Source organism: Campylobacter curvus, assembly GCF_013372125.1.
Lineage (GTDB): Bacteria > Campylobacterota > Campylobacteria > Campylobacterales > Campylobacteraceae > Campylobacter_A > Campylobacter_A curvus.
In genome coordinates this window covers 39,430-61,455 of the sequence record NZ_CP053826.1, presented here as the reverse complement: position 1 = coordinate 61,455, position 22,026 = coordinate 39,430, and the positions used below count along the sequence as shown (strand labels likewise).

At 46.4% G+C, this 22,026-nt stretch carries 20 protein-coding genes; 11 read left to right on the top strand and 9 right to left on the bottom strand.

Features of this window, described 5'->3' with window-relative positions; translation table 11 throughout:
* The first annotated feature begins 222 nt into the window (after positions 1–222).
* Positions 223–492 (top strand): DUF5339 family protein, encoded by a 270-nt coding sequence (locus tag CCVT_RS00295; protein ID WP_018137295.1) that lies wholly within the window; start codon positions 223–225, stop codon positions 490–492.
* A gap of 203 nt (positions 493–695) precedes the next feature.
* On the opposite strand, the gene ung is transcribed toward CCVT_RS00295, so the two are convergent.
* A complete protein-coding gene (gene ung, locus CCVT_RS00290) occupies positions 696–1,400 on the bottom strand; it encodes a uracil-DNA glycosylase (RefSeq protein ID WP_018137294.1) in 705 nt (234 codons plus the stop codon).
* Between the two features lie 64 nt (positions 1,401–1,464).
* Here ung and CCVT_RS00285 point away from each other — a divergent pair, with 64 nt between their 5' ends.
* Positions 1,465–2,040, top strand: a complete 576-nt coding sequence (locus tag CCVT_RS00285) for a YbaK/EbsC family protein (protein WP_018137293.1) — start codon at positions 1,465–1,467, stop codon at positions 2,038–2,040.
* Positions 2,041–2,081: 41 nt separating this feature from the next.
* Here the strand turns inward: CCVT_RS00285 and CCVT_RS00280 are convergent, their stop codons facing one another.
* The 4 genes from CCVT_RS00280 to rsmA are packed head-to-tail and all read right to left on the bottom strand — an operon-like array spanning position 2,082 to position 6,767.
* Positions 2,082–2,846 (bottom strand): pseudouridine synthase, encoded by a 765-nt coding sequence (locus CCVT_RS00280; RefSeq protein ID WP_026175544.1) that lies wholly within the window; start codon positions 2,844–2,846, stop codon positions 2,082–2,084.
* Between the two features lie 10 nt (positions 2,847–2,856).
* Positions 2,857–3,819, bottom strand: coding sequence for a KpsF/GutQ family sugar-phosphate isomerase (locus CCVT_RS00275; RefSeq protein ID WP_018137291.1), 963 nt, complete (start codon positions 3,817–3,819; stop codon positions 2,857–2,859).
* A 10-nt stretch (positions 3,820–3,829) separates the two neighbouring features.
* Positions 3,830–5,962 (bottom strand): ribonuclease J, encoded by a 2,133-nt coding sequence (locus CCVT_RS00270; protein ID WP_018137290.1) that lies wholly within the window; start codon positions 5,960–5,962, stop codon positions 3,830–3,832.
* Positions 5,955–6,767 (bottom strand): 16S rRNA (adenine(1518)-N(6)/adenine(1519)-N(6))-dimethyltransferase RsmA, encoded by an 813-nt coding sequence (gene rsmA, locus CCVT_RS00265; protein ID WP_026175543.1) that lies wholly within the window; start codon positions 6,765–6,767, stop codon positions 5,955–5,957. Before rsmA ends, CCVT_RS00270 begins: the two co-directional genes overlap by 8 nt.
* Before the next feature lie 155 nt (positions 6,768–6,922).
* Between rsmA and hisF the strand changes: the two genes are divergently transcribed.
* Genes hisF through rlmN form a run of 3 tightly spaced genes read left to right on the top strand, consistent with a single transcriptional unit; the run spans position 6,923 to position 9,571 of the window.
* Positions 6,923–7,681 carry an imidazole glycerol phosphate synthase subunit HisF gene (gene hisF / locus CCVT_RS00260; protein ID WP_026175542.1) on the top strand — a complete coding sequence of 253 codons (759 nt, stop codon included), beginning with the start codon at positions 6,923–6,925 and terminating at the stop codon, positions 7,679–7,681.
* Positions 7,682–7,718: 37 nt separating this feature from the next.
* Entirely contained in the window at positions 7,719–8,459 is a 741-nt protein-coding gene (locus CCVT_RS00255; protein WP_018137288.1) for a purine-nucleoside phosphorylase, read from the top strand.
* The gene (gene rlmN, locus CCVT_RS00250) at positions 8,456–9,571 is read left to right on the top strand and encodes a 23S rRNA (adenine(2503)-C(2))-methyltransferase RlmN (RefSeq protein ID WP_018137287.1); all 1,116 of its coding nucleotides are present in this window, start codon (positions 8,456–8,458) and stop codon (positions 9,569–9,571) included. Before CCVT_RS00255 ends, rlmN begins: the two co-directional genes overlap by 4 nt.
* A gap of 750 nt (positions 9,572–10,321) precedes the next feature.
* On the opposite strand, the gene CCVT_RS00245 is transcribed toward rlmN, so the two are convergent.
* The gene (locus CCVT_RS00245; protein WP_018137284.1) at positions 10,322–11,254 is read right to left on the bottom strand and encodes a pseudouridine synthase family protein; all 933 of its coding nucleotides are present in this window, start codon (positions 11,252–11,254) and stop codon (positions 10,322–10,324) included.
* Positions 11,255–11,390: 136 nt separating this feature from the next.
* Here CCVT_RS00245 and purB point away from each other — a divergent pair, with 136 nt between their 5' ends.
* The 6 genes from purB to CCVT_RS00215 all read left to right on the top strand — a co-directional run bounded on the left by purB (position 11,391) and on the right by CCVT_RS00215 (position 19,486).
* Positions 11,391–12,722 (top strand): adenylosuccinate lyase, encoded by a 1,332-nt coding sequence (purB, locus tag CCVT_RS00240; RefSeq protein WP_026175541.1) that lies wholly within the window; start codon positions 11,391–11,393, stop codon positions 12,720–12,722.
* A gap of 135 nt (positions 12,723–12,857) precedes the next feature.
* Positions 12,858–15,230 carry a ribonucleoside-diphosphate reductase subunit alpha gene (locus tag CCVT_RS00235; RefSeq protein WP_018137283.1) on the top strand — a complete coding sequence of 791 codons (2,373 nt, stop codon included), beginning with the start codon at positions 12,858–12,860 and terminating at the stop codon, positions 15,228–15,230.
* A 259-nt stretch (positions 15,231–15,489) separates the two neighbouring features.
* Positions 15,490–17,595 carry a ribonucleoside triphosphate reductase gene (locus CCVT_RS00230; RefSeq protein WP_018137282.1) on the top strand — a complete coding sequence of 702 codons (2,106 nt, stop codon included), beginning with the start codon at positions 15,490–15,492 and terminating at the stop codon, positions 17,593–17,595.
* Positions 17,596–17,609: 14 nt separating this feature from the next.
* Positions 17,610–17,786, top strand: a complete 177-nt coding sequence (gene nrdD / locus CCVT_RS10010; protein ID WP_009649543.1) for an anaerobic ribonucleoside-triphosphate reductase — start codon at positions 17,610–17,612, stop codon at positions 17,784–17,786.
* Between the two features lie 54 nt (positions 17,787–17,840).
* Positions 17,841–18,518, top strand: a complete 678-nt coding sequence (locus tag CCVT_RS00220) for an anaerobic ribonucleoside-triphosphate reductase activating protein (protein WP_018137281.1) — start codon at positions 17,841–17,843, stop codon at positions 18,516–18,518.
* Positions 18,519–18,577: 59 nt separating this feature from the next.
* Positions 18,578–19,486, top strand: a complete 909-nt coding sequence (locus CCVT_RS00215; protein ID WP_018137280.1) for an aldo/keto reductase — start codon at positions 18,578–18,580, stop codon at positions 19,484–19,486.
* A 4-nt stretch (positions 19,487–19,490) separates the two neighbouring features.
* Here the strand turns inward: CCVT_RS00215 and CCVT_RS00210 are convergent, their stop codons facing one another.
* Genes CCVT_RS00210 through CCVT_RS00200 form a run of 3 tightly spaced genes read right to left on the bottom strand, consistent with a single transcriptional unit; the run spans position 19,491 to position 21,870 of the window.
* The gene (locus CCVT_RS00210) at positions 19,491–20,234 is read right to left on the bottom strand and encodes an ABC transporter ATP-binding protein (protein WP_018137279.1); all 744 of its coding nucleotides are present in this window, start codon (positions 20,232–20,234) and stop codon (positions 19,491–19,493) included.
* Positions 20,231–20,956 (bottom strand): ABC transporter permease, encoded by a 726-nt coding sequence (locus CCVT_RS00205; protein ID WP_018137278.1) that lies wholly within the window; start codon positions 20,954–20,956, stop codon positions 20,231–20,233. Before CCVT_RS00205 ends, CCVT_RS00210 begins: the two co-directional genes overlap by 4 nt.
* Positions 20,953–21,870, bottom strand: coding sequence for an ABC transporter substrate-binding protein (locus tag CCVT_RS00200; RefSeq protein WP_018137277.1), 918 nt, complete (start codon positions 21,868–21,870; stop codon positions 20,953–20,955). Before CCVT_RS00200 ends, CCVT_RS00205 begins: the two co-directional genes overlap by 4 nt.
* Positions 21,871–22,026 lie beyond the last annotated feature (156 nt).

The window sequence follows — 22,026 nt, the reverse complement described above, 5'->3', positions numbered from 1 at the left end:
TCGCAACTGCAAACAGAGCGTGCTATATGTTCGGCACTTTGTAGAGCAAGTAAGACTTGCAAAGCGTTCGTTTAAGGCTATCAGCACTTTTTTTGAAACAGAGCCGTTTTAATATAGTTAATCTAGAAATTTATAAAATCAAATAATATCTGATATTTATCTTAAATTTGTTTTAAAGTATAAAATAATATAATCGTTTATATTTTATTTCAAGGAGAATATATGAAAAAATCATTGTTGGCAATCGCCTTTTTAAGCGCTATGAGCATTTCAGCTACGGCAGCAGATCTTTCGCCTACTTGCGAAGAATATTTCAAAATGGTTGACAAATTTGTAGAAATGTCAAAAGATAACCCACAAATGGCAGCCATGAAGTCAACATACGAGGACCAGAAAAAACAATTTGCCCAACTTCCAAAAGATTCACAAGAGGCCGCTTGCAAGCCTGCACTCGAACAAATGAAACAAGTAATGCAAGCGATGCCTAAATAAATTTCATAGGCTATCTATTTAAAAACTTCACAGGTAAAGCTTATTTGTGAAGTTTTTAAATTTATTCATAAAAAATCAGACTATATTTTGGTTTCTTTAAGCTACTTCTAAGCAGAAAATCCGAGTGACGATAGCGAAATTACGAGAGTTAAGCTTGTAAGTACTGTGCACTAAAAATCAGCTCATTTGTTCCGCCGCGAATTTTAGGAAAGCCTAAATTTGAAATTATTCAGATCCCAATCTATCGGTGTCTTTGCATGCTGCGTAAGATAAAAATTTGTCTTAGAAAAGTGACGGCAGCCAAAAAATGCACCGCGCGCCAAAGGACTTGGATGAGCGGCTGTTAGCACTAAGTGTTTGTTAGTATCGATGAGTGGGATTTTAGCTTTTGCGGGATTGCCCCAGAGTAGAAACACGATATTTTCACGCTCACGGCTTAAAATTTTAATGACTGCATCGGTGAAAATTTGCCAGCCAAAACCACTATGCGAATTTGCCATGTTAGCGCCAACAGTTAGTGAAGCGTTCAGCAACAAAACACCCTGCTTCGCCCAATACGTCAGATCGCCAGAATTTGGCTCGCGGATACCCAAATCATCGTAAATTTCTTTATATATATTTACAAGACTTGGTGGGATCCTCATACCGCTTGGGACTGAAAAGCTTAGTCCCATGGCTTGATTAGGACCGTGATAAGGGTCTTGTCCAAGTATGACGACCTTTACGGCATCAAACGGTGTTAGATTAAAAGCATTAAATATCAAATTTGACGGCGGATAGACAACACCAGCTCTTTTTGCACCTATTAGCTTTTCTTTTATATCACCAAAATACGGGCTCAAAAACTCACCTTTCAAGGCATCTTTCCAGCTTGGCTCGATTTTTACATCTTCTAAATTTACCTGCATATTTTTCCTTTTTGTCATTATAACAAGCTTAAATTTAATGTATAATTAGCTAAAAGGATGCAAAATGTCACAGAGAATTTTTGAAAGTATAAAGGAGCTTTTGAGCTCGCAAAACGCTAAATTTAGAGTGGTTTCGCATGCGGAGGCTAGGACTAGCGAAGAAGTGGCCAGACTGCGAAATACCGAGCTAGGACAAGGAGCCAAGGCGTTAGTTTGTTCTATCAAAGGGGTAAATTTAGACGCTCTTGGCGATATAGTCTGCAGTGCCCCGTCTCATTTGCGGCTTGCCGACGATAAACCTAGGATGAAAGCTAATAAAATTTTCGTCCTGGCAGTGCTTCCGGCCGATCATAAAGCAAATTTAGACGCCCTTACGACTGCGCTTGGCGGCACAAAAGCGAGCTTGGCAAGCCCATCAGAAGTGCTAGAACTAACAGACTGCGTTTTTGGCTCGGTGCCGCCATTTAGCTTCCATAAAAATTTACTATTAATCGCCGATCCTAGCTTGTTTGAAAGGTATGAGGAGATCGCTTTTAACGCGGGATTACTTGATCATTCTATCATTTTAAACGCAAAAGACTACGAAAAGATAGTGAGACCAAAACTGGTAAAATTTGCGATGATCGATCAAGAAATGTAGCAATAATCTCATGTACGTACAATTTTATTACTGATTATTTTTTAATATCTTATATCATTGGCTTTCAAAAAATCTCTCAAATCTTCATATTCGCCGTTTTCAAAGTATCGCCATTTACCGGGTTTTAGCATTCCAAGATCCACGCGACCAAAGCTGACGCGTTTTAGATCCATGACTTCTAGGTCAAAATAGCCAAAAAACCGCCTTAGCTCGCGGTTTTGCCCTTCGTTTATGATGACGCGAAATTTCGTATATCCGCCGCTTGAGCCAAAGATGTCAAACGCAACAAAAGGCTTAAATTCCATCGACTTTATCTTGCTCTTTGCGTGCGCACCCTTGCTCGCATCAGCGGCGAAAAAGCCCTCGCGCATCGCAGCTTTGACCTCATCGGTGATCTCGCCTTTGACTTTTAGATAGTATTCGCGCTCGATGTCACTGCCCATGAGAGCCGTGGCGATCGCAGGCGCATCAGTGAGTAGCAAAAGCCCCTCGCTAGCGTAATCAAGCCGCCCGATACTGACAAATTTAGCAAAGCTCTCGGGCAACGCATCGTAGATCGTCTTGCGTCCGCGATCGTCTTTTTTGGTGACGAGTTCGCCCTTTTGCTTATGATAGACGATCATCGTAAAGTCCTTTTTTAGCTTCACGAGTCGCCCGCCGATCTTGACCTTGTCCTCGTCGCTAACGCTCGTCGCCAGCTCGCTAACAAGTTTGTTATTGACGCTTACTTTGCCCGATTTTATGAGCTCGTCAGCCTCTCTACGCGAGTAACTCGTGTTATGCGATATGAATTTATTCAGCCTCATTTTTTGCATTTTATAGTCCTAAATTTGCCAGATCGTGGATATGCAGCACGCCGATAGGTTTGCATGCGTTATCAACTACGATCAAAATTTGAATTTTATACTCTTCTATGAGTTTTAACGCGTCGATTGCCAGCATTTCGGGATCTGACAGCGTTTTTGGCGATTTTGTGGCGTATTTTATCGCCTTCTCGTTGATGTCAAATTTTTCACTCATCAGCGCACGCCGCAAGTCGCCATCACTTAAAACCGCTACTAACTCGCCCTTTAAATTTACTAACAGCACGTTGCCAAGCTTGCCGTGCGTCATCGTATCTATAGCGTTTTTAAGACTAACATCGTCACTAACGATCGGCAAATTCTCGCTTCTCATCACGTTTTTTACCTTTAAAAACAGCCGCTTGCCAAGGCTGCCGCCCGGATGAAAATTTGCAAAGTCTTCTTTCTTAAACCCGCGCTTTGTCATCAAGCAAACCGCAAGCGCGTCGCCAAGTGCGAGCGTGAGCGTCGTCGATGTGGTCGGCGCGACATTTAGCGGGCACGCCTCGCGCACGATGTCAAGGCAGATGAACGCGTCGCTAAATTTACCAAGCGAGCTTGCCCTACTCCTTGCCATCGCGATGATTTTTACGCCAAAGCGTTTGATGTGAGGCAAAATTTTAACCAGCTCATCGCTCTCACCGCTAAAACTTATCGCTAAAACGACATCGTTTTTATCGATCATACCAAGGTCTCCGTGCATCGCCTCGGTCGGATGGATGAAAAAGCTAGGCGTGCCCGTGCTGGCAAGTGTCGCGGCAATCTTTGCACCGATGTGTCCGCTTTTGCCCACGCCCGTGACGATGACCTTGCCCTTTGCGTTATACATCAAATTTACGGCTTCCTCTATCTCGCTACCTAAATTTGACGCATGGCGCAGTAGCTCATTAGCTTCGATTTTTAGCACCTCGGCGGCGATGTCTTGCATATTTTGCATCAAATTTTCCTTACATTAGATAGATGATCGGCACAATGGTCGGATATTTTTTGATCTTTCTAAAAATGTGCTTGCGGATGACTTGGCGCACCTGAGCTTCGAGCATGCGGTTGTCTTTTAAAAGCTCCTCTTTGACATTGCTTAGAAACTGCACCAGCACCTCTTCCATCTCTTTGCTAAACTCATTATCCTGCCTGTCCGCGACCAGTCCGTAGCTGATGACGCGCGGCTTGTTGATGAGCTTTTGGCTGTGGCGCGAAATTTGCGCGATGATCATCACCACACCCGCTTCGGCTAAATTTTGACGGTCGATGACGACGTCGTCTGAAATTTGTTTATTGATTTGATTGTCGATAAAGACTTTGCCCGTTTTCACGGTCTTAGCGCGCTTCATGTATTTTTGACAGATCTCCATCTGATCGCCGTCGCTCATCAAGTAGATGTTTCGCTCATCCACGCCGCAGCTCATCGCCGTTTCTTTGTGCTTTGCGATGTGGTTGTATTCGCCATGCACGGGCAAGAAAAATTTTGGCTTGATGAGGCGCAGCATCAGCTTTTGCTCCTCCTGCGCCGCGTGACCGCTCACGTGGATCTCGCTAAAATCCTGATACGCCACGCTAGCACCGCTTTTGATGAGGAAATTTAAGATCGTCGAGACGCTACCCTCGTTGCCAGGGATCGCTTTGGAGCTAATAATAATCTGATCGCTTGGCTTTATCTTGATGTATTTATGCTCGTCCGTCGCCATACGATAAAGCGCGCTCATCGTCTCACCCTGTGAGCCGGTGGTGACGATCAGCACTTCGTTATCCTTAAATTTACCAACTTCATTAGCGTCGATGAAAATTTTCTTATCCAGCTTTACGTAGCCTAGCTCCATCGCCGTGTAGAGGTTTCGCTCCATGCTTCGCCCGATGACGCAGACCTTGCGGTTGTATTTAAGCCCCCACTCGATCGCCTGATAGACGCGGTGGATGTTCGAGCTAAAAGTGCTCATTATCACGCGCCCCTTTGCCTTTGAAAATATCGCGTCAAAGGTCTTTCCCACGCTACTTTCGCTTTTTGTAAAGCCCTCGCGGTAGCTGTTCGTGCTATCGCTCATCAGGCACAACACGCCGCGCTCGCCGTAATACGCAAGCCGCCCAAGATCGCTTGGGTATCCGTCGATCGGAGTGTGATCGATCTTAAAGTCACCGGTGTGGATGATCGTGCCCGCCTTTGTCGTGATCGCAAGCGCGGAAGCATCGATGATCGAGTGAGTGATATGTATCCACTCAACCTCAAAATCGCCGATGATATAGGGCTTTCGCTTCTCAACCGAGCGAAAAAGGGAGCGCTCTTGCTTAAGCCCGTGCTCTTCAAATTTATTATTTATCATGCCAAGCGGCAGCGGTGTGGCGTAGATTGGGAATTTAAACTCTTTGTAAAAATACGGCACCGCGCCGATATGATCCTCGTGTGCGTGCGTAATGATGACACCTCTTATCTTGTCTTTTATCCTGCGCACGTAGTCAAAGTCCGGGATCAAAATATCCACGCCGTGCATGCTTTCGCTCGGAAAGCTCATGCCAATATCCACGATGATCGCACTAGTATCGGTCTCAAAGACGGTCATATTTCCGCCGATCTCGCCCAGTCCGCCAAGCGGCGTTACGCGGATCTTATGCTCGGTCGAGTTCTGAAATTTAAGCGGTTCAAGGCGCAATTCGTGCGTGGCCTTGTTCGCTTCCATCGCGTTTGCGATGTCTTGCTGCCACTGCTCGTTGCCGCTTAGTTTAGCGGGTAAATTTTTACGGATCTTTTTTTGTTTTTTATTTGGATTTTCGCCGTTTGAGCCGGAATTTAACTGCGCGTTTGGCTTTTGCTCTTGCTTTGTTTTGGTATTTTGAGCGTTTGAATTTTGCTTGCCGTGTTTGCTTTGTTTGTTAGCGTTATGATTTTTGTTAGTTTGCTTTGGTTGCGACGGTTGCACGTTTTTATCGCTTGTCTCATCACTCGCAAAGAAATTATCTATAACGCTTTGCGCCGAATTTACAGCCTCGTTAGTCGTGCCGTTTCGCTCTTTGTTTCTCGGGCGAAATCTGCGTTTTTTATTGCTCTTGCCCTGCGAGACTACCGCTTTTTCTTCGTTTTTGTCATTCATTATCTTCCTTTAAATTTTCAAATATTTTTAGATAAAGTTCGACATTTAGTTCGTGCGGACGCATAGTGGGGCTTAAATTTAACTCGCCAAAAAGCTTGATAAGCTCAAATTTATCAAATTTAGCCGATAAATTTTTCATCAGCGTTTTTCTTGGCGAAGCAAAGGCGGTTTTTAGAAAAATTTTAAAATTTTCATACTCAAATTTATCTTTAAATATACCGCTTTCGCCAAGCAAAATTTTACTTTTTTGGATCTTTATGACCGATGAGACGACCTTTGGCGGCGGGTTAAAGCACTCCGCATTCACGTCAAAAAGCAGCTCACAGCCGCCTTGAAGGTTTGCCAAGATCGCAAGCGAGCTAAACTCGCTCTCGCCGCCTTTTGCGCTAAATTTAAGCGCGACTTCTCGTTGTATCATCACGACAAGTCCGCGGCATTTTTCATCGTCGATCGCGCTTAGTATCATCTTCGTAGCGACATAATAGGGCAAATTCGCCACCAAAAAGTAGCCCTGCTCGCTCACTCCGCCCTCGTCCCACTTTTCAAGCGCGTCTTTACAAAAAAGTTTCAATCGTCCGTTTTGAACTTCTTTTGCAAATTTCTTTTCAAGTAGCGCAAACAGCTCGCTGTCTATCTCGTAAGCCGTGACGCTACAAATCTGCAAAATTTTAAATGTCAAATCACCTAAGCCAGGCCCAATCTCAACGATATTTTGCGTATCTTTGGGTATCGCTTGGATGATTTTATTTAGTGTCGCTTCATCTTGTAAAAAATTTTGTCCGAAGTGCTTTTTCGCCCTTATCATCTTTGTTTTACTCTATTTTCACGCCGCTTACACGCCGTGCATCGAAGCGTTTTTTCATTAAAATTTCGCCGATTTTATCCAAAACATTCTTATATAATGATTAGATAAGTGAGATTTTGCTAAAATGCAGCCAAAATTTAAGCAAAGAAAAAGCGATGAATCATTTTGCAAAACGCATCATCCCCTGCCTTGACGTCAAAGATGGACGCGTGGTAAAGGGGGTAAATTTTGTCGGGCTCATAGACGCGGGAGACCCCGTAGAGGTCGCCAAACGCTACAACGAAGAGGGCGCAGACGAGCTGGCGTTTCTGGACATTACAGCGACTCATCTGGGACAAGAGACGATGGTAGAGACGATCGCGCGGGTCGCAAAGGAGCTCTTTATCCCGCTGACCGTGGGTGGCGGGATACGCACGCTGGATGATATCTCGCGACTTTTGAACGTGGGCTGCGATAAGGTGAGCTTAAATTCAGCCGCGATACATAATCCAAATTTAATAGACGAAGCGGCGAATAAATTTGGCTCGCAGTGCGTCGTCGTCGCTATTGACGCGAAAAAATTTGACGCCACTCATCACGTTTTCATAAACGGCGGCAGGATCGACACAGGTAAGGATGCTCTGGCGTGGGCAAAAGAGGTACAAGAGCGCGGTGCAGGCGAGATTTTGCTAACGTCAATGGACAAAGACGGCACGAAAGACGGCTACGACATCACGCTAACAAACGCCGTTAGCAAAGCCCTAAATATCCCCGTCATCGCAAGCGGCGGGGCTGGGACGATGGAGCATATCAAGGACGCATTTTTAAACGGAGCGGACGCGTGTCTGGCGGCGTCAATATTTCATTTCAGGCAGATCGAGATACGCGAGCTAAAACGATACCTAAAAGAAAACGGCATAGAGGTCAGACTGTGAAATTTAGGCTTAAATTTAGGGCATTTGGAGCGGTGAAATGATAATCTGCGCTGGGCGAAATGAAATTTTTGACTTTGCCTTGCCAATGGGCGTAGGGCTGGTCGAAACGAGTATAAATTTAACCGCATTTTTACAAAAAAGAGCTATGGTTAGCGGCTGTGTTAGCGATAGATATGCGGCTGTTTTAGGCACTCGGACTGTCTCAAAGCTAACAGATGAGTTAACAAATTTAGAGGTTAGCGACGAGATAAATTTGGATAAATTTAGCAGATTTTTTAGCTCACAGCCAAACGGCAAACACGCCACAAGTGTGTCCAAAAATCCAAATAAAATTTTAAACGCCTTGTCCGACGAGATCATTTTTATCGGCTCGGGCGGACTTTATAAAGAGGGTGAAATTTTAGAAATTTACGAGGGCTTTACGGCGGGAAATGTCGAAATCTCAAGCCTAGAAAATAAAAGCTACACTCCGTTAGAGTGTGAAATTTCGTCTATAAATTTTAGCGACGTTCCACGTGAAACTATCAAAATCAACTCGTCAAACTACATCACAACCGATCAAAATTTAGCTCAAAAGCTGTTTGAGAGGGGCTATTTTTTAGAAAATATGGAATTTTTTGCCGTTCTAAAAACGGCTCAAAAGTTTCAGATCCCGGCTCGTGGGATCTTTGTCGCGACAAATTTCTGTAACCAAAACGCACACGCCGACTTCGTCAAAAATCATAACGTCGCAAAAGAAAAACTCGCGCAATATCTCAAAACAAAAGGTATGATTTGAAAAATTTACTCGACTACACGCTGTCCGAACTGGAAGCGATACTAAGCCCCAAATTTAGAGCAAAGCAAATTTACGAGTGGATATACAAGAAAAATGCCGAAAATTTTGATGAAATGCTAAATTTACCAAAGGATATGCGTGCAAATTTGGCGCAGAAATTTTACTTCGATCCGCTACGTTGCGTCAAATTTGAAGAGAGCTCGGACGGCTCGATAAAATATCTTTTCGCCCTAAAAGACGGCAATACGATAGAAAGCGTCCTGCTACCGATGAAAGAAGTCGAAGTCGATGAGGGCGGCAATATCTCGCGCCATGCACGCTACACGATCTGCGTTAGCTCGCAAGTGGGCTGTAAAATGGGCTGCTCGTTTTGCCTGACGGCAAAGGGCGGACTGAAACGAAATTTATCGTCAGGCGAGATCGTCGGGCAAATTTTATGGATCAAAAGAGCCAATCATATCCCCTACGAACGTCGCGTAAATGTCGTATATATGGGCATGGGCGAGCCACTCGATAACCTAATGAACGTCGCAAAAGCTATACAAATTTTAAAAGAGCCAGACGGCCTCGCTATCGCACCGCGCCGCCAGACAGTCTCCACAAGCGGACTTGGAGCGCAGATAAAAAAGCTTGGCGAGATGGATCTTGGCGTGCTGCTTGCCATCTCACTGCACGCCGTCACAAACGAGCTACGAAGCAAGCTGATGCCCGTGAATAACGCCTACAACATCGAAGCCGTGATGGACGCGGTGCGAGGTTTTCCGATCGATATGCGCAAGCGAGTGATGTTCGAGTATCTCGTCATCAGAGGCATAAACGATAGCGTCAAGGACGCAAAGACGCTCGTCAAGCTGCTTCACGGCATCAAAGCGAAGGTAAATTTGATCTACTTCAACCCGCACGAAGGCAGTGAATACGGGCGTCCGGAACTTGCGGATATGCTGAAATTTCAAGAATACCTACGCGCTCACGGCGTGACCTGCACGATCCGCCAAAGCAAGGGGCTAGACATCTCGGCAGCATGCGGACAGCTAAAACAAAGAAGTCAAAATTTATCACCAGTAAGCAATGATGGCGACAAGCTAACCGATACCCAAAAGAGTAAGTCATGACCGCACTTGACATCGCTCAGATCGTGTTTATCGTGGTAGTCGTGGCGGCTGGATTTGGGTTGATATTAAAAGTTTTAAGAGAAGAAAAATAATATCTTACGATTAACATTTTAGTATTTTAAGAAAGCTCTATTCTAACAAAGTATTGATTTTTAACTTGCAAAGCAGGAAAATGCGAATAGTACCCCTGTAAAAACCTTGCTAGCGAGATTTCGCCGTCGATTTTTGCTTCATGCTACGCGTTCGCAACGAGACTTCACTACAAGAACAGAGAAGCAGTAGTTGACTGCGTAGATCGTGCTCTATATAAGATTTGATTATAACATAGCCTTTAAGGAATAGCTTTATAAAATTATTTTTTATTTGATAAATTCCGTTTATCTTATTTATTCAAAAATTTCTATATTTTTTATTCTGGATACTGCTTTATCTTTCGGATTTTACTCTATAAACAAATATATCTCGCTCTGCGCCGTTTCACTCATAATTTTGCAAGAGGTGAAAGAAAACCGAACCTATGGCGCTATTTTTACTTCGCTCTATGCACTTGCAACTACAAGCAAATATGGTGGCGCTTGCTTACTCTCTATTTCGTAGCAAAGCTTTGCTTCGACTTCGTCTCGCAACTGCGAGCAGACCAACACTCGTCCTATTTTATTATGCCAGAACATCAGCAAATCAATACTTTTAAAGTAGAGCTATTTTATTTAATATATCTTCCAAAAAATAATTTACGATTTTATTTATACCTTAAATATTTTTAGATTCAAATTCAAACTTGGTTTTAGCCACTCGATAAAACTCATCTCGTGCGTTAAATTTGCTCTTTATGTGAAATTCCCGCCCTCTAAATTTAAACTCTATCTCATCCGCATGTAGCAGCAGCCTTGACGCTCCCGTTAAATTTACGCGCTCCGTTTCACTCATTTTGCCGTCTAAAATTTTGATGATTTGCTCTTTTGCCAGTCCGTAAAGCGGCTCGCCGATGATAGCGTGTTTCACGTGGAACAAATGTAGGCGAATCTGATGCTGCCTGCCGGTCAGTGGTACGGCTCGCACGAGCGTCGCGTCGATGTCGGCAAAATACTCCATCGGCTCAAATTCCGTCACCGCTACCTTGCCATCCTCACAAATCTGCATTCGCATTTTCACATCGTCGTAGTCGCTGGCTAGATCCATTTTCGCATTCACGACAAAGGGCTCGCAAATTTCACCGCGAGCCAGCGCGACATAGCGCTTTTTCACCGCCCTACTCTCAAACATCGCTTTGAGCTCTTTTTGCGCCGCTAAATTCTTTGAAACCACGATGAGTCCACTCGTTTCACGGTCTAGCCTATGCGTGACAGCCGCCTCACGCCCGTATAAGTGCCAAATTTCATCGTTTAGGCTATACTCGCAGCGCCTACCGTTTGGGTGGCTGAGCACTCCGCTTGGCTTGTCAAACACGGCAAACTCATCACACTCAAAGATCGGACTAAGCTCACGCGGGTTCGTTTCGTAGTCGATCAGGTGAATTTCACCGCTCAAAACGGCGTTTTTCTCACTCACGACCGCCCCGTCACAAAGCAGCCTGCCCTTATCGATGAGACGCTGTGCCTCGTGCATTTTAAAGCCTAAATTCATCAAAATTTCATAGGCTTTTTGCGAGCGAGCGATAGCGATAAATCTATTAACATAAGGCAAATTTTACCCTTTAATATCAAATTTTAGTTCAAAATTTAAGCCCAAATTTAGCGACCCCTAACCGCCCTTTCAGCCCAAATTTTATATAATTTCACTCTTAAAAAATTATACAAAAATTTCCTAAAAAGGCTGATAAATGGTAGAGAGATATTCGCGCGAGCAAATGGCAAAAAAGTGGAGCGTGCAGGCAAAATACGATGCGTGGCTGCAAGTCGAACTAGCCGCGGTCAAAGCGTGGAATAAGCTTGGCTTCATCGCGGACGCTGACTGCGAGAAAATCTGCAAAAACGCAAAATTTGACGTCGCGCGTATCGACGAGATCGAAAAGACGACCAAGCACGACGTGATCGCGTTTTTAACGAGCGTGAGCGAAAGCCTGGGCGAGGAGAGCCGCTTCGTGCATTACGGCATGACGAGCAGCGACTGCATCGACACGGCGGCGGCATTGCAGATAAAGGGTAGCTTGGAGCTCATCATCGAAGACGTCCAAAATTTACTCTCCGCCGTCAAGTCCCGCGCGATGGAGCACAAAAACACGCTCATAGTCGGTCGCAGCCACGGTATCCACGGCGAGCCGATCACGTTTGGGCTCGTGCTAGTCATCTGGTACGACGAGATAAAACGCGCGCTAAAACTCATCACGGACGCAAAAGAGGTCGCGAGCTACGGCAAACTAAGCGGAGCGATGGGAAATTTAGCCCACGCGCCGATGGAATTTGAGGAGCTGACCTGCGAGATCCTAGGACTCCGCCCTGCCCCCGCGTCAAATCAAGTCATCCAGCGCGATCGCTACGCGCATGTCATCAGCGCGATCGCCATACTCGCCGCGACCTGCGAAAAGATCGCCATCGCCATCCGCCACTACCAACGCACGGAGGTTTATGAGGCGGAGGAGTATTTCAGCCCTGGACAAAAGGGCTCGTCAGCGATGCCGCACAAGCGAAATCCCGTGCTAAGCGAAAACATCACCGGACTTTGCCGTATGCTGCGCTCATACGTGACGCCCGCACTGGAAAATGTCGCCCTTTGGCACGAGCGCGACATCAGCCACAGCTCGGTCGAGAGGTTTATCCTGCCGGATGCGTTCGTCACGGCTGATTTCATGCTCGCACGCCTGGCAAACCTCATCCAAAATTTAGTCGTTTATCCCGAAAATATGATGAAAAATCTAAATTTGACCGGCGGGCTGGTCTTTTCCGGGCGCGTACTTTTGGAGCTGCCAAAACGCGGCATCTCGCGCGAGGACGCCTACAAGATCGTGCAACGAAACGCGATGAAGGTCTGGGCCGACCTGCAAGAGGGCAAAAAGGCGATCGACGAGGGCGGACACAGCCTGTTTTTGCAAAATTTACTCGCCGACGAGGAGCTACGCCGCTCACTAAGCGAAGATGAGATAAAAGCGTGCTTTGACTACGGCTACTACACGAAAAACGTGGATAGGATTTTTGGTAGGGTGTTTGGTAAATGATGAAAATTTTTAGCCAAATAAAAACCGTCGTGCAAGGGGCAACCTCCTCCTACCTTAATCCATAAAAATTTAATCTCTAGCCCACAGTGGCTATTCATGGTAAAGTGATAAAAATCTAATTAAGAAAGAGAATTTATGAAAGTAATCAAACGAAACGGCAGGACCGAGGAGCTGGACATCAGCAAGATAAAAAAATACACGACGGCGGCGGTCGAGGGCTTAGAAAACGTAAATTTAAGTGAGCTTGAAGTGGATGCGAAGATCCAGTTTCGCGACATGATCACGACCGAGGAGATCCAGCAGACCCTCATCAAAACCGCAGTCGATAAGATCGACATCGACCGCCCCAACTGGACATTCGTCGCCGCGCGGCTGTTTTTATACGACCTTTACCACAAGGTCACGGGCTTTAACGGCTACAACCACCTACGCGAGTATCTGCAAAAGGGCGAAAAAGCCGGACGCATCATCGCAGGGCTCAAAGAAAAATACGATCTCGACGATCTAAACGCATACATCCGCCCCGAGCGCGACTTGCAGTTTGCATATCTAGGCATCAAAACTCTCTTTGATCGCTACCTCATCAAGGACAAAAACGGCGTACCCATCGAGCTTCCACAGCAGATGTTTATGGCGATTGCAATGTTCCTCGCACAAAACGAGCTTGACTGCCAAGGCTGGGCGAAGAAATTTTACGACCTCATCTCTAAATTTGAAGTCATGCTCGCCACTCCGACACTCTCAAACGCCCGCACCACGCGCCATCAGCTAAGCAGCTGCTACGTGGGCTCTACGCCCGATAATATCGAGGGGATCTTCGACAGCTACAAAGAGATGGCGCTGCTGTCTAAATTTGGCGGGGGCATCGGCTGGGACTGGTGCAAGGTGCGTGCGATGGGCGGCAGCATCGACGGGCACAAAAACGCAGCCGGCGGCATCATCCCGTTTCTAAAAGTCACCAACGACATCGCCGTCGCGGTCGATCAGCTAGGCACGAGAAAGGGCGCGATAGCCGTCTATATCGAGCCGTGGCATATGGACGTGGCGGACTTTTTAGACCTGCGTAAAAACTCTGGCGAGGAAAGACGCCGCGCGCACGAGCTATTTCCTGCGCTTTGGATAAATGACCTCTTTATGAAGCGCGTGCGTGAAAACGGGCGATGGAGCCTCTTTGACCCGGCACAAGTAAGCGACCTGTGCGACCTGTATGGTGAAAATTTCGAGCGCCGCTACGAGCAGTATGAAAACGACGAAGATATCCAAAAAAACGTCGTGCTGGCAAAGGAACTTTGGAAGAAAATTCTAACTAGCTACTTTGAGACCGGTATGCCGTTTTTGTGCTTTAAGGATAACGCGAACAAGGCAAATCCAAACGATCACGAAGGCATCATCAGAAGCTCGAATTTATGCACCGAAATTTTCCAAAACACAGCACCAAACTACTACAAAATCAAAATCACCTTTGATGATGGCGGCGAGCGGCTATTTGACGAAGAGGAGGACGTCACGATCGACAGCGGCATAACCAAAAAAGCCAAAAAACTAAGTGCGCTCGATAGTCTTGGCGGCAGGCAAATTTTCATCGTCGAAAAAGAAAGCGTCGAAGGCAAAACCGCCGTTTGCAACCTCGCAAGCATAAATTTAAGCAAGGTGAATAAAAAAGCCGACATCGAGCGCGTCGTGCCGATCGCCGTGCGCATGCTCGATAACGTGATCGATCTAAATTTCTACCCGCATAAAAAGGTCAAACACACGAATTTGGCCTCCCGCTCGATAGGTCTAGGCGTCATGGGCGAGGCGCAGATGCTAGCCGAGCGTGGCATCAAATGGGGCGGCTACGAGCATTTTGCGCTGATAGATAGCATCATGGAAAACATCAGCTACCAAGCGATCTACACGAGCTCGAATTTGGCCGTAGAAAAGGGCAAATACCCGACCTTCGAGGGCTCGAAATGGAGTCGCGGCGTGATGCCGATCGACACCGCGAACGAAAACGCCAAAGCTTTGCTAAACCGCGGCGGGCTATTTGACGAGGATGTGTGCGACTGGGAGAAGCTGCGCGCAAAGGTGAAAACGGACGGCATGCGAAACGGCTATCTCATGGCGATCGCTCCGACTAGCTCGATCTCGATCCTTGTGGGCACCACGCAGACCATCGAGCCCGTGTATAAGCGCAAGTGGTTCGAGCACAACCTAAGCGGCATGATACCAAATGTCGTGCCAAATTTAAGCCCCGATACATGGCAGTTTTACACGCCGGCATATGAGCTCGACCAGCGCGTGCTCGTGCGTGCCGCCGCCGTGCGCCAAAAGTGGATCGACCAAGGGCAGAGCCTGAATATCTTTATGAGCCTGGATAAAGCAAGCGGCGGGTATCTGAGTGAAATTTACACGCTTGCGTGGGAGCTGGGACTAAAATCGACCTACTATCTACGCTCGGAAAGTCCCGATAGTGAAAAGGTAAATAATGTCGCAGACCGCAGCATCGAGTGCGAGGGGTGTCAGTGACCATAAAAATAGTAAAAATTTCCATATTATTTTGACTTTAATATTTTTTAATCAAAATTTCAAACTCAAACTAAATTTAAGCGAATTTAAAAAAGTTCGCTCAAATTCCATGTAGTCCAAAATTAAAACCATAACGCAAATAAATCTAAATTTATAAGCCTATAATTAAAGCGTTACTCTTTTATTATGATAAAAGATATCATATTTTAAGCCAAATTTATCTATACTTCCAATAATTTTTAACTAAACAGGTCAGGGCATGAGAGAAATTTTAAAACGAGACGGAACCAGGCAGGAATTTGTCGCATACAAGATAGTAGATGCGATAAAAAAGGCGTTTGAAAGCGAAAACACACCATACGACGAGAAAATTTTCACAAATGTCGTTCAAGATATCTTTCAAAAATCAGGCGCCATAACGGTCGAAGATATCCAGGATGCGATAGAAAAAGAGCTCTTTGAGGGCCACTATTTCAATATCCTAAAAAGCTTCATGCTCTATCGCCACACGCACAAGCTCCAACGCGAGCAGGTTTTGGGGCTAAACGAAGATACGACTTATATAAATTCGACTCAAACGATAAACGAATACATAAACGGTACCGACTGGCGGATCGCTGCAAATTCCAACACCAGCTACTCAAACGCCGGCCTCATCAACAACACCGCAGGTAAAGTCATCGCAAACTACTGGCTAGACGCAGTTTATAGCAAAGAAGAGGGCATCGCGCACAGAAACGGCGACTATCACATCCACGACCTCGACTGCCTCACGGGATACTGCGCGGGCTGGAGCCTAAGAGCGCTTTTAAACGAGGGCTTCAATGGCGTTCGCGGGCGCGTAGAGAGCCGCGCGCCAAAGCATTTCCGCGAGGCGCTGTCTCAAATGGCGAATTTCCTTGGAATTTTACAGAGCGAATGGGCCGGAGCGCAGGCATTTTCGAGCTTTGACACATACCTAGCACCGTATGTATTTAAAGACGATTTAAGCGACATCGAGATCAAAAAGGCGATCACGAGCTTTATCTTTAACCTAAACGTCCCGGCTCGCTGGGGCCAGAGCCCTTTTACCAACGTGACCATCGATATCACCTGCCCAAGCGATCTAAGAGATCAGATACCTACGTCAAATGACGTGCATTTGTTTTCGAATTTCACCGACGAAGTGGCGCTAAAACGTGCTAAAGAGCGCGGCAGAGACAAGCTCATAGATATGACTTATAAAGACTTCGAGCCTGAGATGGCGCGCATAGACAAGGCATTTTATGAAATTTTGACCGAAGGCGATAAGTGCTCGCAGCCATTTACATTCCCGATCCCGACCGTAAATATCACCGAGGATTTCGACTGGGACAGCGAAGTGGCGCAGGTGCTTTTTGAAAATACCGCAAAAATGGGCTCCAGCTACTTTCAAAATTTCATCGGCTCACAATACACCATCGACGAAAATGGAAAACGCATTGCAAACGACTCGGCATATAAGCCGGGGCACGTGCGCTCCATGTGCTGCCGCTTACAACTTGATCTAAGAGAGCTTTTAAAGCGTGGCGGCGGACTTTTTGGAAGTGCCGAGATGACCGGTAGCATCGGCGTAGTCACTATAAATTTAGCTCGCCTGGGCTACAACTACAAGGGCGACAGAAAAGGACTCTACGCACGCCTTGAATACCTACTCGAGCTGGCCAAATCCACACTTGAGAAAAAGCGCAAATTTATCCAAGAGATGTATGATCGCGGGCTATATCCTTACACGGCGCGATATTTGAAGCATTTTAATAACCACTTCAGCACGATCGGTATAAACGGCATGAACGAGCTTTTACGAAATTTTACCGGCGATAAAGAGAACATTTCGACCAAATTTGGACGCGAATTCGCCCTTGAAATGGTAAATTTCTTACGCGACAAGATAAGAAGCTTCCAAGAGCTGACGGGCAACCTCTACAACCTAGAGGCCACCCCTGCCGAGGGTACGACATATCGCTTCGCGAAAGAGGACAAGAAGCGCTATCCTGACATCATCCAAGCCGGCATGGAGGAGAACATCTACTACACGAACTCCACGCAGCTTCCTGCAAATTTCACCGACGATGCGTTCGAGGCGCTCGACCTACAAGACGAGCTACAAAGCGCATACACCGGCGGAACGGTCTTTCACCTATATATGAAAGAGCGCATCAGCTCGCCTGAGGCCTGCAAAGAGCTCGTAAAAAACATCATCACGAACTACAAGCTGCCTTATATCACGATAACGCCGGTATTTAGCGTATGCTCTAAGCACGGATACATCGCTGGCGAGCATGAGTTCTGCCCGATCTGCGATGCAGAGCTGATAGAAAATGAAAAACGAAAAAATCAATCTTAATGAAAGGAGCAAACATGAGTGAAAAAGAAATTTTGACAAAACTCGCCGACAAACGCACAAAATGCGTAGTCTATACACGCGTCATGGGCTATCATCGCCCGGTCGAGAGCTTCAACCTCGGCAAAAAAGGCGAGCACAAAGAGCGCGTGAAATTTGACGAGTGCGCTAGCACTTGCCAAAAAAGCGCATAATCGCGCGAATTTAAAGGGCGAAGACTCATTCGCCCTTTTCGCCCAAGGAAAATTTTGCAACACCCGATATTTAGCATCACGCCCTTTACCACACTGGACTACCCTGGCAGAGTCGCCGCGATAGCGTGGTTTGCGGGCTGTAATATGCGCTGCGCCTACTGCTACAACATAGACGTCGTTTTATCAAGAGGCAAGCTAAGCGCAGAGGAATTTTGCGAATTTTTAGATAGACGCATAGGCAAGCTAAGCGGCATAGTCTTTAGCGGCGGCGAATGCACCCTGAGCCAGTCGTTTTTACCGCTCGCTCGCGAGGTCAAGAAGCGAGGTTTCGCGCTCAAAGTCGATACCAACGGCTCAAATCTACCCGTCTTAAAAGAGGCCATCTCGCAAAATTTGATCGATTACATCGCGCTTGATTTCAAAGCGCCAAAAGAGAAATTTCAAAGCGTGACCGGCTCGAGTCTATACGAGAAATTTATGGCTACGTTAGAGTTTTTACTAAGCATAAATTTTAGCTTCGAGGTGCGAACGACGCTGCATTTTGACCTGCTAAACGAAAAAGATATCTCGCAAATGGCGCAAATTTTATACCAAAAGGGCTATAAAAAGGAGTATTTTTTACAAAAATTCCTCGATACGGGCGAAAATTTCGCAAATCTAAAAGAGCCTAAAAACAGCTTTGACATAGCCCTGATCGACTCACCCATACCCATAAAACTACGAAATTTCTAGGTAATCGCGATCATTTGCCGTTAAAAGATATAATCTTTTGAAATTCCAAAGGAGTCAAAATGAGTAAAATTTTAAACCAGACATTCACACTGGCAAATGGCGTAAAGATCCCAAAGATCGGGCTTGGCACATGGCTGATAGATGACGATAAGGTCGCAACCACCGTGTGCGAAGCCATAAATTTAGGCTACCGTCACATCGACACTGCCGAGGCCTACGGCAACGAATGCGGAGTAGGCGAGGGTGTGCGAACATGCGCGGTGGCTCGCGAGGAAATTTTCGTGACGACAAAGCTAAGAGCTGAGATCAAAGACTACGAAACGGCAGCGGCTGCCATAGACGAGTCACTGCAAAAGCTCGGGCTTAGCTACGTCGATCTCATGATCATCCATAGTCCGCAGCCTTGGACGGATTTTCGTGAGGGAGAGCGCTTTTTTGAGGGCAACATCGCCGCATGGCGCGCTCTAGAGGCGGCCTACAAAGCAGGCAAGTTACGCGCGATAGGGGTGTCGAATTTCGAGCGCATCGATATTGAAAACATCACCGCAAACTGCGAGATAAAGCCGATGGTAAATCAAGTCCTAAGCCACATCGGCAACACGCCGTTTGAGCTCATCGACTACTGCCAAAAGGCCGGAATTTTGATCGAGGCTTATTCGCCCGTCGCGCATGGAGCGATCCTACAAAACGCCCAAGTCGCCGACATCGCCAAAGGCTACGGAGTGAGCGTTGCGCGCCTTTGCGTGAGGTATTGCATAGAGCTTGGGCTACTGGCTTTGCCAAAGACCGCGAACGCCAAACATATGAGAGAAAATGCGGATGTAGATTTCGAAATTTCGCCTGCGGATATGAAAATTTTAAAGCAGATCGCTCCGGTAGAAAACTACGGCGAGGCTAGCGTATTTCCGGTTTTTGGCGGCAAACTCCACAAAGACGGCAGACTAGAAGCCAAGAATTTCAAAAAATAGCTAGTCATATCATGTATTCAGGATCGCTGTCTTCGCCGTTAATGAGGTCGAAAATTTTAGCCTTGAGCTCGAAATATCTCACATCATGCGGGTTAAATTTGGGATTTGAGAGCTCTTTTATGATCCTACCATCGTGCAAAACGACGATCTTGCCAGCTAAAAACAGCGCCTCATCGATATCGTGAGTGACGAAAATACTAGTAAGCGTGCTTGAAATTTCTTTTAGCCTCAGCTGTAAATTTGCCCGTGTTATGGGATCGAGCGCAGAAAACGGCTCGTCTAAAAACAAAATTTCAGGACTCAGGCTAAGCGCCCTTGCGATCGCGACGCGCTGCTTTTGTCCGCCGCTTAGCGAGTGTGGGAACATCTGAGCTCTGTGCGTGAGCCCGACAAGCTGCAAAAACTCCTCCGCACGGCTCTCACGTAGCCATTTGTCCTTCATACCGCTGCATTTTAGGGCAAATTTTATATTTTCTTTCGCGCTTAGCCAGGGCATGAGCGAATAAGTCTGCGTGATGATCTGGCGCGATTTATCCATACTGACGCGACTAGTAAATTTGCGCTCGCCGATCCTGACCTCGCCGCCGTCAAGCTCGCTCGCACCGCTTAGGATATTTAAAAGCGTCGTTTTACCAGAGCCGCTACCACCAAGCAATACGCAAAATTCATTACGACCGATGTGTAAATTTATATCCTTTAAAATTTGGTGCTTGCCAAAGGATTTGCTTAAATTTTTTATCTCTATCATCGTCCCAACCTCGCCGCCGCCCACCTTTCAACCAGTGAAAATATAAAATTTATCCAGGTGCCGATCACGCCGATGACAAAGATCACGGCTAGCACCATATCGATGCGAAGCTGGTTTCGCGCGTCTATGATGAGATATCCCAGCCCGCTTTGAGCCCCGACCATTTCGCCCACGACTAAATTTATCCACGCGAGGCTGGCGGCGAGCTTTAGCCCCGAGATGATGCCAAAGAGGCTTGAGGGCAGGATGACGCCGATGATCGTTTGCAGCCTACTCGCTCCAAAGCCCCTAGCTGCCTGCATGAGCTCGGCAGGCGTGCTTTTGACGGCATTTGTAGTGAGTAACAGCATCGGGAAAAACACCGCATACGAAATGATGAAAATAGTCGGCTTATCACCGATTCCAAAAGCAAGCAGGGCAAATGGTATCCAAGCTATCGGCGATATCGGACGCAGTAACCCGATGAGCGGCTCAAAGGCACTCGCCACGCTAGGAAACAGTCCGAAAACCAGCCCGACCGTAACGGCAAAAATACAGCCCAGCACGAGTCCCGCGACATAGCGCGATATGGAAGCGGCGATACCGGTAGCTAAATTCCCGCTTTTTATGAGCTCTAAAAGTGCGGTCAAAGCATCTTCGGGCGAGGGTAAAAGATCGCCGCTAAAGCCCTGCCAAAGCGCTAAGACTGCGGCCAAAACTAAAATTTGATAAACATATCTCATCTTGCCTCCAGATACTCGCTGATGTCTAAATTTGCGAGATTTTCGTTGCCAAGCCCTTTGGCGACTAAAAAATCTCTAAGCTCCTCCAGCTCGGCTAAATTTAAGTCAAGATCATCGTATCGCGCGATATTTTCGTCTAAAATTTGCTCCAAAAGTGCGGCTTTTTGATTCATTATCGCCTCACCGAGCCGTGCGCTAGCGGTGTGCTCTTTCGTGATGAAAATAGCGGCCTTTTTAAACGCCGCTAAAAGCTCGTCAAAATAGGGCTCACTAAGCAGATCCGAGCGAAAATTCAGCGTGCAGCATATATGGTTTGGCTTGATATCTTTTGAAAAGAGCAAATTTTTGGCGCGATTTTTGAAATTTACAGCCATTTGCCCGAAAGGCTCGGCGACGATGTAGGCATTTATCTGGCGACTAAGTAGCACAAACGGCATCTCAGGAGGCGGCATCTCTATCGTTATGAAGTCGATATTTTCGCGCCTTGCGATGATGTCAAGCAAAAAATAATGCATACTGAATTTAGACGGCACGGCGATCTTTTTTCCAGCTAGAGCGCGCACGCTTGATATATCACTTCTAGCTACCAGTGACGAGCCGTTTTTGTGTGCGGACATGACGACTTTGATGTCGGCTTTATTCGCCCGCAGCATGAGCCCAAGCGGAGCTAGCAAAAAAGCCCCGTCTATAGCGCCCGCACGCAAGGCCTCGGCTAAATCGACCCAGCTTGCGAATTTTATCGGTACAATATTGAAATTTTGGCTTTGGCAAAGTTGCTTTGCGATGATGATTAGATGATCGCTTATGGGCACGAAACCGATCTTGACACCGGTCTTCGGGGCACTAGCAAGCATCGGCAGTCCCTGAAGCGCCAAAAATCCGCCCAAAATTTGCAAAGCGTTTCGTCTATTCATCAACTCTCGTCCTAAATTTAAAATGTGTGATTATAGCGAGCGAGATTAAATTTTTACATAAAATTTACGATACAGCGATATAAAATTTCGATTTCTTATCATAAAGCAAGTATTTTTGCGAAAAAATAATGATATAATTCGCTCCACATTGTAAAA